The following is an 11,846-nucleotide window of genomic DNA, read 5'->3' on the forward strand; positions in this document are numbered from 1 at the left end:
GTCGATGCGCTCGCGCGCGGTCAGCTTGCCCTTGGCGTGCTGCTTCTCCACCGCGCGCGCGGACCCCGCATGGGTCGCCTCTTCGATACGGCGCTGCAGATCCGCGAGCTTCCCCGCGGTGGTGTGACGGTCTGGAATCTCGGGGGCGATCTCCGGCTCGGACATCGGGATGCGGCTCCTGCTCGTCCTGGGGGTGGATACGGCGGACTTCTGGATACGGCGGGCTTCTTCGGGGTCGGGGGGAATCGGGGGAAGCGGTGGAAACGGGGTGAGGGGGCGGAATCGTGATCAGTGGGGCCTATGGACGTTCGGTGGTTACGGACCGTTCGGCGGCTGTTGCGCCGGCTGGGCTACCGGCACGTAGCGTATCGGCGGCACCGCTTGGTGGCACTGCGTCGTTGGCCACACCTCCTGACCCTAGGCTGGCCCTCATGACGCCTTCTGACACCTCAGGGAGCCCAGGTGACGGGCCCGGTCGCTGGTCCGATCTTGAGCGGCCCCCGCTGAACGCCACCGGGCTGCGCCGGGGGCTGGTGCTCCCCGGTGGGCTGTGGACCGAGTTCGAGGTGGTGCAGGCGACCGGCTCGACCAATACGGATCTGGTCACCCGGGCCCGGGCCGGAGCCCCCGAGGGCGCGGTGCTCGTCGCCGAGGAGCAGACCGCGGGGCGCGGTCGGCTCGACCGCGCCTGGACGGCCCCGGCCAGGTCCGGGCTCTTCTTCTCCATCCTGCTACGGCCCGCCGACGCCGGCGTGCCCACGGAGCGCTGGGGCTGGCTGCCGCTGCTCGCGGGGGTCGCGAGCGCCGGGGCGCTCAGCCGCACGGCGGGCGTGGACACCGCGCTGAAGTGGCCGAACGACCTGCTGGTGACGGTCGCGGGCGAGGAGCGGAAGTTCGGCGGGATCCTCGCCGAGCGAGCCGGGGACGCGGTGGTCATCGGCATGGGGCTGAACGTTTCGCTACGCGCTGATGAGCTTCCGGTGCCCACCGCCGGGTCGCTGGCCCTGGCCGACGCGATTTCCACCGACCGCGATCCGCTGCTGCGGGCGGTGCTGCGCTCGATCGCGGAGTGGTACGGGGAGTGGTGCCGCTTCGAGGGCGACCCCGGCGCGAGCGGCCTCCAGGAGAGCTACGCGGCGGGCTGTGCGACCCTCGGGCGGCAGGTGCGCGCCGAGCTTCCGGGCGGCCGGGAGCGGGTCGGCGAGGCGGTCGCGGTCGACGGCGACGGACGGCTGGTTCTGGCCACCGAGGGCGGGGTTCAGGAGCCGGTCTCCGCCGGGGACATCGTGCATCTACGCTCCGTACCGAGGGAGGAATGAACCCCTGCCGTGGAGAGTGAGCTACGGCACACCTGACGTATCGTGGTCGCGGTCGCTCCAGCTCGGGGCGGCTGTGGGCGATTCGGAACCCCAACCGGGAAGAGGGAACGGAAGGGCAGTGCGCAGGGATCTGACAGGGGGCGGGCGGTGACCGCCGACGACGCGGGTTCCGGCACGGCCGAGGAGCGCGAGGCGTGGGACGCCGCCGCGCCGGACGGGGCCGTACGGGACACCGGGGCGCGGGAGAGCGCCGCCGCGGAGGCCCCCGAAGAGGCCCCCGAGGATGAGGACCAGCCGGATCCCATCGCGCTCCGGCTGGAGCAGCTCATCCTCGGCGCCGAGCGGCGCTACACCCCCTTCCAGGCCGCCCGCAGCGCGGGCGTCTCGGTCGAGCTGGCCACCCGCTTCTGGCGGGCCATGGGCTTCGCCGACATCGGCCAGGCCAAGGCGCTGACCGAGGCCGATGTCCTGGCGCTGCGCCGGTTGTCCGGTCTGGTGGAGGCCGGGCTGCTGAGCGAGCCGATGGCCATCCAGGTGGCGCGGTCCACCGGCCAGACCAGCGCCCGGCTCGCCGACTGGCAGATCGACTCGTTCCTGGAGGGGCTCACCGATCCCCAGGAGACCGGGATGACCCGGACCGAGATCGCGTATCCGCTGGTCGAGCTGTTGCTGCCGGAGCTGGAGGAGTTCCTGGTCTACGTCTACCGGCGCCAGCTCGCGGCCGCGACCGGCCGGGTGGTGCAGGCGGCGGACGACGCGGAGATGGTGGACCGTCGGCTGGCGGTCGGCTTCGCGGACCTGGTGAGCTTCACCCGGCTGACCCGGCGGCTGGAGGAGGAGGAGCTCGGCGAGCTGGTCGAGGCGTTCGAGACCACGGCCGCCGACCTGGTGGCGGCGCACGGCGGGCGGCTGATCAAGACGCTGGGCGACGAGGTGCTCTACGCGGCCGACGACGCGGGCATCGCCGCCGAGATCGGGCTGCGCCTGATCGAGACGCTCACGCACGACGAGACGATGCCGGAGCTGCGGGTCGGGATCGCCTTCGGCACGGTCACGACCCGCATGGGCGACGTGTTCGGGACGACGGTGAACCTGGCGAGCCGGCTGACGTCCATAGCCCCCAAGAACGCGGTCCTGGTGGACGGCGCGTTCGCGGAGGAGCTGAGCCGCACCGGGGACGCCCCGGTGTCGGAGGCGGAGGCCGCGGAGGCGGCCGCCGCGGCGGAGAAGGAAGGCGAGGAGCCGCCCTCGTACCGGTTCGCGCTCCAGCCGATGTGGCAGCGGCCGGTGCGTGGTCTGGGGGTCGTGGAGCCGTGGCTGCTGAGCCGTCGCGCATGATCCCGGGTGGCCGTCGCGTATGACCCCGGGGCGCCGCCGGGCTGCCCGCGGCGGGCGACGTTCGTCCGGATCCCTTCGGTGGCTTCGGCCGGATCGTTGAACTGGGCGCGGATCCGGGCCTGTTGGGCTAGCCTACGTCCGCAAGATCCACTCGGTGGATCCCAGGTCCTGTCGTCGAAGTAGCACCGTCCGCGTCCGCCCGCGGGGTGGGCCCGGCGGTGTCCAGGAGCACGTGTGACCCCGCTTTACGATTCGAGTGCTCAGCGTCCGGGCGCCTTACCTCCGCCGGGCTGCCCCGCCCATGAGGGGGCCGGTGCCGAGCCGCTCCACGCGCCCGAGTTCGGAAGAGACCCCTTCGCGGTCTACCGGCGCCTGCGCGAGACCCACGGCCAGCTCGCGCCGGTGGAGCTGGACAGAGGCGTCCCGGCCATGTTGTGCCTGGGGTACGACACGGCACTGGAGATCATGCGGCGCCCCGAGACCTTCTCCAAGGACCCCCGTCACTGGCGGGCCAGGAACGAGGGCGTGCTGCCCGGGACCAGCTTCGCCCCGCAGGTCATCAGGCCCCGGCCGCAGGCCGACTTCGTGGACGGTGAGGAGCACCGGCGGCTGCGCGGCGCCATCGAGGACTGCACCGGCCGGATCGACTCCGGTGCGCTGCGGAACTATGTCGAGCGCATCGCCGACTCGCTGATCGACCAGTTCTGCGAGGCGGGCGAGACCGAGCTGATCGGGACGTACTGCGCACTGGTCCCGGTGCTCGTGACCAGCCAGCTCTTCGGCTTCCCGCAGCAGGCCATGGACCCGCTGCTGCGGGGCGTGGTGGCGTTCATCGACGGCTCGGATCCCGCGGGCGGGGACCGGGCCGCGGCCGCGGCGCTGCGCGAGCTGATCGGCCTCAAGCGGCGCGAGCCGGGCGCCGACATCACGTCCTGGCTGATCGCGCATCCGGCGCGGCTGACCGATGAGGAATTGGTCGAGCAGCTTCTGCTGCTGATCGGGATGGTGACCGGGCTGGTGCCCGGTCTGATCGGCAACTCGCTGCGGGTGCTGCTCACCGACGAGCGGTTCTCGGGCGAGCTGATGGGCGGCAGCATGCTCGTCGAGGACGCCTTGGACGAGGTGCTCTGGACCGACCCGCCGCTCGCCAACATGGGGCTCTACTTCCCGGTCCATGACACCAACCTCGCCGGGAAGCGGCTGCGCGCGGGCGACGCCGTGATGATCAGCTTCGCGGCGACCAACCGGGACGCCCTGCTGAGGTCCCCGCACAAGCAGGGCAACCGGGCCCATCTGGCGTTCGGCGCGGGCCCCCACGCCTGCCCCGGCCGGAGCTCGGCCCGGCTGATCGCCTCCGTCGCCCTGGAGAAGCTGCTGGACCGGATCCCGGACCTCGCGCTGGCCGGGGATGTCGAGGAGCTGAAGTGGCTGTCCGGGATCTTCGTACGGGGGGTGGTCTCCCTGCCGGTGCGGTTCGCCCCCGTCGCCAGGCCGGGGGGACGGCGCCCCGGCCCGCCCGCCGCCCGCCCCGGCGAGCGGGATCCGCAGGACCAGCGGTACGAGGCGCCGGGCATGCCGCAAGGGATGCCGCAGGGGGCGCCCCCGCCGCCGCCCATCCCGCCGCTCTCGCTGCCGCTCGCCACCGAGGGGGCGTCCGTGTCCGGAGGCGAGCCCCTGGAGGGGACGGACCTGGAGCAGCAGGGGGAGGACGGGCAGAAACAGTCGATCCTGCTGGGCTTCCTGAACCGGTGGCGGCGGGCCCGCTAGGCCCGGTCCGGGCGGCTCACAGGTTCCGCACACCCCGGGGAGCTGAAATGATCGCCGCATTGGGTTCACGGTCGTTAACCGGGAGAGTGCGTGATGAGTGAGCAGCGGTACGGGGAGTGGGTCGCGGTCCGTAAGGACGGCTTCGTGGCAGAGCTGGTGCTGGACCGGCCCAAGGCCATGAACGCCGTCTCCTCCGAGATGGCGCGCTGCATCACGGCGGCCTGCGCGGCACTGTCCGAGGACCGTGACGTCCGGGCCGTCGTGCTGACCTCGACCCATGAGCGGGCCTTCTGCGTGGGCGCGGACCTCAAGGAGCGCAACTCGCTCTCCGACGCCGAGATGCTGCGGCATCGGCCGGTCTCCCGCGCCGCCTACACCGGGGTGCTGGAGCTGCCGATGCCCGCCATCGCCGCGGTGCACGGCTATGCGCTGGGCGGCGGCTTCGAGCTGGCCCTGTCCTGCGACGTGATCGTCGCCGACCCCACCGCCGTGGTGGGGCTGCCCGAGGTGTCGGTCGGGGTGATCCCGGGCGGCGGTGGCACCCAGCTGCTGCCGCGCCGGGTGGGCGCCGCGCGCGCCGCCGAGCTGATCTTCTCCGCACGGCGGGTGGCCGCCGCGGAGGCCCATGAGCTGGGCCTGGTGGACCGGCTGGCGGCGGAGGGCGAGGACCGGGCCGAGGCGCTGGAACTGGCCCGGGGCATCGCCGCCAACTCCCCGGTGGGCGTGCGGGCCGCCAAGAAGGCGCTGCGGCTGGGGCAGGGACTGGATCTGCGGGCCGGTCTGGAGGTCGAGGACGCGGCGTGGCGGACGGTGGCCTTCTCCGGCGATCGCGCGGAGGGTGTTGCCGCGTTCAACGAGAAGAGGTCGCCTAACTGGCCGGGGGAGTGAGAAGCGGGTCGGCCGGACCGGCCGGGCCGTCCGGAGAGTGAGAAGCACGTCCGCCGTCCGCCGGACTGGCCGGGGGCCGGGGGAGTAGGGATCCCGGACCGGGGAAGCCGACCGGGTCCGGGGAGTGGCCCCGGCCCGGCGAGCGCGCGGTCACCGGGGGTGACCGTTCGCTCGGATACCCGGGGTGAACGGCCCGCAGCGGATTGTTCTCGACGTTCTTACGCTGGAGAGCAGAGCGAACGATGCATGGCCGTGAGGAATGCGAGGCCGTCGTGACGGACAACGGGGAGATCGGCGGACGGCCCGTCGGGGCCGATGGACGATTGCGGGCCGTCGTGGGGCTCGCCCAGGAGATGGCGGCGGCGCACACCTCGCAGGAGTCGGTGAGCGCGGCGGCCGAGGTGGCCCGCCGCGCCCTCGACGGCGGCTTCGCGGCGATCTCGGTGTGGGAGCGCGCACGGGGGCGGCTGCGGGTGCTGGTCAACGTGGGCGAGCTGATGGCGGGCGAGGAGCCGCTGCCGGAGGACGAGTCGTATCCGGTGCACGACTTCCCGGAGATCGCCGAGTTCCTGCATGAGCACTGGGCCGCGGGCGGGGAGCCGCACGCCTGGGTCGAGACCGCGGACGGCGTACGCCCCGGCGCGGCCCCGCCCGGCCACCAGGGGGCGCCTGCCAGCGGTAGCTGGGGGAGGGCGGCCGCCCTGCGGCGGCGCGGCCGGGGGAGCTGTGTGGTGGCCCCGATCGTGCTGCACGGGCGGGCGTGGGGCGAGCTGTATGTGGCCCGGGCGGCCGGACGTCCCGTCTTCGACCGCGACGACGCCGACTTCGCGACCGTGCTGGCCTCGGTGACCGCCGCCGGGCTGGCCCAGACCGAGCGCCTGGAGGAGGCCCGCCGCCTCGCCTTCACCGATCCGCTGACCGGCCTCGGCAACCGCCGCGCGGTGGACATACGGCTGGACGAGGCGCTGGAGGCGTATCACGCGGACGGCACGGTGGTGAGCCTGGTGGTCTGCGATCTCAACGGCCTGAAGCGGGTCAACGACACTCTTGGCCATGCGGTCGGCGATCGCCTGCTGGAACGGTTTGGCTCATTGCTCTCGCTCTGCGGCGCGATGCTGCCCGGGGCGCTGGTGGCGCGGCTGGGCGGCGATGAGTTCTGTCTGCTGGGGGTCGGCCCCCCGGCGGACGAGGTGGTCCGGGTGGCGGATGAGCTGTGCCGCCGGGCCGCCGAGCTGGAGATGGGCGAGGGGGTCGCCTGCGGGATCGCCTCCACGGGCGATCCGATCGGGCCCGTGCCGTCGGCCCGCCGCCTCTTCCGTCTGGCGGACGCGGCGCAGTATCGGGCCAAGGCGGCGCGCTCGCTGAAGCCGGTGGTGGCGGGGCGGGATGGAGAGACGGAGGACTCGGTGATTCGGCTGGCCGACACGTCTGCTGCGCACCCGCCGGAGCGGCGCCGCTTCCGGGGCCGCCGCTAGGGCGCACGACGCGCTCCGTATCCCACCCCGCCCCGGACCCCGCCCCGGACCCCGCTCCTCAATCGCCGGAGGGGCTAGAAGATCGGGCTCCGGTGGGGGAAGGGCCAGCGGGGTGACAAGGGGCGATTCACTCTCTAGGGTGCCTGAATATGGATATGCACTCTGTGGTCGTGGGGACGTCCGGAACGACCGCCGACGATGTCATCGCCGTGGCGCGCGGCGCCGCCCGGGTCGAGGTCTCCGAGGCGGCACTCGACGCCGTCTCGGCCTCACGGCAGGTGATCGACGATCTCGCCGCCAAGCCCGAGCCCGTCTACGGCGTCTCCACCGGTTTCGGCGCGCTCGCCGTACGCCACATCAGCCCCGAGCTCCGCGCCCAGCTACAGCGCAACATCGTCCGTTCGCACGCCGCCGGCATGGGCGCGCGGGTCGAGCGCGAGGTCGTGCGGGCGCTGATGTTCCTGCGGCTGAAGACGCTCGCGTCCGGCCGTACCGGGGTCCGGCCCGTCGTGGTCGGCACGATGGCCGCGATCCTCAACGCGGGGATCACTCCCGTGGTGCACGAATACGGCTCGCTGGGCTGCTCCGGGGACCTCGCGCCGCTGTCCCACTGCGCGCTGACCCTGATGGGCGAGGGCGAGGCCGAGGGCCCCGACGGGGCCGTGCGGCCGGCCGCCGAGCTGCTGGCCGAGCACGGCATCGAGCCGGTCGAGCTCCGCGAGAAGGAGGGGCTCGCGCTCCTCAACGGCACCGACGGGATGCTCGGCATGCTGATCATGGCCTGTGCCGATCTCGCCCGGCTGTTCACCGTCGCCGATGTGACCGCCGCCCTCTCGCTGGAGGCGCTGCTCGGCACCGACCGCGTCCTCGCGCCCGAGCTCCACGCCATCCGCCCCCATCCGGGGCAGGCCGCCAGCGCCGCCAACATGCTGCGGGTGCTGGAGGGTTCGGGGCTCACCGGGCACCACCAGGACGACGCGCCGCGCGTCCAGGACGCGTACTCGATCCGCTGCGCCCCGCAGGTCGCGGGCGCCGGCCGGGACACCCTCGCGCACGCCCGGCTGGTCGCCGACCGCGAGCTGGCCTCCGCCGTGGACAACCCCGTCGTTCTCCCGGACGGGCGGGTGGAGTCCAACGGCAACTTCCACGGCGCCCCCGTGGCGTATGTCCTGGACTTCCTGGCCATCGCGGCGGCCGACCTCGCCTCGATCGCCGAGCGCCGCACCGACCGGCTGCTGGACAAGAACCGCTCCCACGGCCTGCCGCCCTTCCTGGCCGGCGACCCGGGCGTGGACTCGGGGCTGATGATCGCCCAGTACACCCAGGCGGCGCTGGTCAGCGAGATGAAGCGGCTGGCGGTGCCCGCCTCGGTCGACTCCATCCCGTCCTCCGCGATGCAGGAGGACCATGTCTCGATGGGCTGGTCGGCGGCGCGCAAGCTGCGTACGGCGGTGGACAACCTGGCCCGCGTGCTGGCCGTCGAGCTGGTCGCCGCCACCCGCGGCGTCGAGCTGCGCGAGGGGCTGGAGCCCGCGCCCGCGAGCCGGGCGGTGCTGGCGGCGGTGCGCCGCGCGGGCGTCGAGGGACCGGGCGGGGACCGCTATCTGGCGCCCGACTTGGCGGCGGCGGACGCGTTCGTACGATCCGGAGAGCTGATCGATGCCGTGGAGTCGGTGACGGGTCGCCTGGACTGAACAGTTCAAGTGGATTGAGCGGTCCGCCCGGACCGAACGCGCCGCGCCGGCGGTGTCAGTACGCCTCCGGGCGGGTCCGCCGTACGGAGGCCGTCACCATCGCGACGCCCAGGCCCAGGAAGGCCGTGCCGCCGAAGAGATACGGGGTGACGTCCACACTGCCGGTGTCGGCCAGATCCCCGTCGGGCACGGCCTCGGTCCTGGGCCCGGATCCGGGCGAGGTCTGCGAGGGCGCCGACGACGACCCCGGGTCCTCCACCGTGGCGTTGGCGGACGGAACGAACCACAGGGCGCACAGCAGCGAACCGGCAGCGGCGGCCGTCAGCAGCGGTCGGCGTGCGGACAACGGCATCCTCCTTGAGGCTGCGGCAAATTGACCCCGTGCGCCGATCGTAGTGACAACTGCGGGTCGTGCGGAAGCGAGACGGGTAGGACCCCTAACCTCCGTCGCATGACGAGTACCGAGACATCCCGGTTTGTCCGGCTTCGCGTGGAGCTCGTGGTGGAGATCACCGATCCGGACGAGCTGCGGCGCGCGACGTACGAGCGGATCGACGGCGATGAGTCCCTGGCCGCGGAGGAGCGAGGACATGCGCGCCGCATGGTGGAGTCGGACGAGGCCGAGGCGCTGGCGTATCTGGTCGATCCGTTCGAGATGGTGGAGGAGGTGCCGGGGGTCGAACTGGCCCAGGCGTCCTGGAGCAGCGAGCACATCGACTACGATCCTCGCGCCGCCGAGTGGTCCGGGGCCTTCGCCGAGCTGGACGAGGATGACTAGGACGACTGAGCCGGCGGCGGCGCCCATGGCGGCCCCCAGGGCGGCGCACGCGGCGGCTCAGGGCGGCACCGAGGGGGCTCAGGGCGGCGAATCCGGGGCGAAGACGGCTGAGCCGTACGGGTCCGGGTGCCGGCGGGTCTTAGGCTTGTCCGGTGTCTTTGCTAAGTGGCCTTGCGCACAGTTTTACTGTGCGTGGAACCGGCCAAAAGGTACAGGCGTTCTTTTCAGGCAGGTCCGGGGTTTCTGGGGTCCAGATCAAGATCCAGGTCAAATGGAGAAGCGTGTGATGACGGACGGCAAGCGCCGTAAGGGGCTGGTGGCCGCGGCCGCCGTGCTCGGCGGCGTACTCACTCTCGCCGCCTGCGGCGGGGATGGCGGCGGCGACGACGCCAAGAACGACGGGAACAAGTCGCAGTCGCAGGTCGACGAGGCAGCGGCCAAGGACGCGTCGGACGCCCACATCAAGATCACGCCGAAGGCCGGTGCGACGAACGCGGGCATCAACAGTGACACCAAGGTCACGGTCAGCGGGGGCAAGCTCAGCTCCGTCACGATGACGTCCGCGGCGACCGGCGACACCGTGGCCGGGACCATATCTCCCGACAAGACGTCCTGGAAGCCGAGCGGGCAGCTGGAGCGGGCCACCCAGTACAAGATCGCCGCGTCCGCCGAGGACTCCAAGGGCCGTAAGGCGACCGAGAACTCGTCCTTCACCACCGTCTCGCCCTCCAACAGCTTCATCGGCAACTTCACGCCGGAGGACGGCTCCACGGTCGGCGTGGGCATGCCGGTGTCGATCCGGTTCGACAAGGCGGTGACCAACAAGAAGGACGTCGAGTCGCACATCAAGGTCACCTCCAGCAGCGGCCAGCAGGTGGTCGGCCACTGGTTCGACGGGAACCGGCTCGACCTGCGCCCGAAGGACTACTGGAAGGCCGACTCGACCGTCACCCTGAAGCTGGACCTGGACGGCGTCGAGGCGGCGCCCGGTGTCAAGGGCGTCCAGGAGAAGACCGTCAACTTCAAGATCGGTCACTCGCAGGTCTCCACGGTGGACGCCGAGTCCAAGGAGATGAAGGTCGTCCGCGACGGCAAGCTGCTGAAGACCATCAAGATCTCGGCCGGCAGCCCCGACAACACGACCTACAACGGTCAGATGGTGATCTCCGAGAAGTTCAAGGAGACCCGGATGAACGGCGCGACGGTCGGCTTCACGGACGATGACGGCAAGGGCGAGTACGACATCAAGGACGTGCCCCACGCCATGCGGCTGTCCACCTCGGGCACCTTCATCCACGGCAACTACTGGGGCGCCAAGTCCATCTTCGGCAGCGTCAACACCAGCCACGGCTGTGTCGGCCTGTCGGACACCAAGGGAGCGGGCGACGCCAACACGGACGGCGCCTGGTTCTACGACAACTCCCAGGTCGGCGACGTCGTCGTCGTGAAGAACTCCAACGACAAGACCATCCAGCCGGACAACGGCCTCAACGGATGGAACATGGACTGGAGCAAGTGGGTGGCCGGAAGCGCCGTCGGCGGCGCCTGACACACCCTCTTCTCACCACCGCCGGGCGGCGGTCGGCCTTCGGGCCGGCCGCCGCCCGGCGGTTTCACGGCAGACTCGGGAACGGCCGGTAAGCCGTGTGCACGGCCGGTCATGGATCGGTGCGCGCGGTGGCGATCCCCGTCGAGTGGCGTGCCGCCCCGGCCGGAGGAGAATGGGCCGAAGGGGGCCATCCCATCCGGCCATGCCCGGCCGGAGGTGGCGATACGGAGGCGGCCCCATGCCCGAAGTCACGTCCTATCAGCCCGGAACGCCCTGCTGGATCGATCTGATGATCCCCGACCAACGGGCCGCCCTGGACTTCTACTCCGGGCTGTTCGGCTGGGAGGCGGAGGTCGGCCCTCCGGAGACCGGCGGCTATGCGATGTGCACTCTGAAGGGCAAGCCCGTCGCGGGGGCCATGTCCGCGCAGTCGATGTCCGGTGAGGGCCCGCCGCCGACCGTGTGGACCACCTACTTCTGCTCCGCCGACGCCCAGGCCACCTCGGAGGCCATCAGCCGGGCCGGCGGCACCGTGCTGCTGCCGGTCATGGATGTGATGGACCTCGGGCGGATGCTGGTGGCGGCCGACCCGCTGGGGGCCGTCTTCGGCGTCTGGCAGCCGCTCGGCTTCTCCGGCGCGGGCCTCGTCAACGAGCCGGGCACGCTGATCTGGAACGAGCTCAACACCACCGACCGGGAGGCGGCTTCGGCCTTCTACGCGGAGGCGCTGGGCCTGGAGTCGACCCCGATGGAGGGCGCCGAGGGCTACTTCGCGCTCTCCGTCGACGGCCGCACGGTCGGCGGGCTCCAGCCGCTGCGGGAAGGGACGCCGGCGGAGGTGCCCCCGCACTGGCTGGTCTACTTCGCCGTCGAGGACGCCGACCGCTCCGCGGCCAAGGTGTCCGCGGAGGGCGGCACGGTCCTCCGCCCGCCGTACGACATGGTCGCGGGCCGGATGTCCCTGGTGAAGGACCCGCAGGGGGCGCCGTTCGCCCTCATCGCGCCGAAGCCCATGAGCTGAGCCGCGGCCCCGCTTGA

10 protein-coding genes and 1 pseudogene are annotated in these 11,846 nt (G+C 72.2%); 9 read left to right on the forward strand and 2 right to left on the reverse strand.

Translation table 11 applies throughout. The features are described from left to right. A pseudogene (locus J5X86_RS35945) lies at window positions 1–165 on the reverse strand (methylmalonyl-CoA carboxyltransferase); the annotation flags it as partial. Between the two features lie 266 nt (window positions 166–431). On the opposite strand from J5X86_RS35945, the gene J5X86_RS35950 reads away from it, so the two are divergent. From J5X86_RS35950 to hutH, 6 genes are all read left to right on the forward strand, one after another. Further along, window positions 432–1,319, forward strand: coding sequence for a biotin--[acetyl-CoA-carboxylase] ligase (locus tag J5X86_RS35950; RefSeq protein WP_208520875.1), 888 nt, complete (start codon window positions 432–434; stop codon window positions 1,317–1,319). A 147-nt stretch (window positions 1,320–1,466) separates the two neighbouring features. Further along, complete coding sequence (locus tag J5X86_RS35955) at window positions 1,467–2,657, forward strand: adenylate/guanylate cyclase domain-containing protein (RefSeq protein WP_208520876.1); 1,191 nt, start codon at window positions 1,467–1,469, stop codon at window positions 2,655–2,657. A gap of 234 nt (window positions 2,658–2,891) precedes the next feature. Continuing rightward, window positions 2,892–4,424 carry a cytochrome P450 gene (locus tag J5X86_RS35960; protein ID WP_208520877.1) on the forward strand — a complete coding sequence of 511 codons (1,533 nt, stop codon included), beginning with the start codon at window positions 2,892–2,894 and terminating at the stop codon, window positions 4,422–4,424. A gap of 93 nt (window positions 4,425–4,517) precedes the next feature. After that, window positions 4,518–5,312 carry an enoyl-CoA hydratase/isomerase family protein gene (locus J5X86_RS35965; RefSeq protein WP_208520878.1) on the forward strand — a complete coding sequence of 265 codons (795 nt, stop codon included), beginning with the start codon at window positions 4,518–4,520 and terminating at the stop codon, window positions 5,310–5,312. A gap of 353 nt (window positions 5,313–5,665) precedes the next feature. Beyond that, complete coding sequence (locus J5X86_RS35970) at window positions 5,666–6,787, forward strand: sensor domain-containing diguanylate cyclase (protein ID WP_208521010.1); 1,122 nt, start codon at window positions 5,666–5,668, stop codon at window positions 6,785–6,787. Window positions 6,788–6,936: 149 nt separating this feature from the next. Next, on the forward strand, window positions 6,937–8,481 hold the full coding sequence (gene hutH / locus J5X86_RS35975) for a histidine ammonia-lyase (RefSeq protein WP_208520879.1): 1,545 nt from the start codon (window positions 6,937–6,939) through the stop codon (window positions 8,479–8,481). A 55-nt stretch (window positions 8,482–8,536) separates the two neighbouring features. Here hutH and J5X86_RS35980 read toward each other — a convergent pair whose 3' ends face one another. Next, window positions 8,537–8,833 (reverse strand): hypothetical protein, encoded by a 297-nt coding sequence (locus J5X86_RS35980; protein ID WP_208520880.1) that lies wholly within the window; start codon window positions 8,831–8,833, stop codon window positions 8,537–8,539. Between the two features lie 99 nt (window positions 8,834–8,932). On the opposite strand from J5X86_RS35980, the gene J5X86_RS35985 reads away from it, so the two are divergent. From J5X86_RS35985 to J5X86_RS35995, 3 genes are all read left to right on the forward strand, one after another. Then, window positions 8,933–9,259, forward strand: a complete 327-nt coding sequence (locus J5X86_RS35985; protein ID WP_208520881.1) for a hypothetical protein — start codon at window positions 8,933–8,935, stop codon at window positions 9,257–9,259. 286 nt (window positions 9,260–9,545) lie between these two features. After that, on the forward strand, window positions 9,546–10,808 hold the full coding sequence (locus J5X86_RS35990) for an Ig-like domain-containing protein (protein WP_208521011.1): 1,263 nt from the start codon (window positions 9,546–9,548) through the stop codon (window positions 10,806–10,808). Window positions 10,809–11,046: 238 nt separating this feature from the next. Next, entirely contained in the window at window positions 11,047–11,829 is a 783-nt protein-coding gene (locus J5X86_RS35995) for a VOC family protein (RefSeq protein ID WP_208520882.1), read from the forward strand. Window positions 11,830–11,846 lie beyond the last annotated feature (17 nt).

Source organism: Streptomyces sp. NEAU-YJ-81, assembly GCF_017592595.1.
GTDB lineage: Bacteria > Actinomycetota > Actinomycetes > Streptomycetales > Streptomycetaceae > Streptomyces > Streptomyces hygroscopicus_B.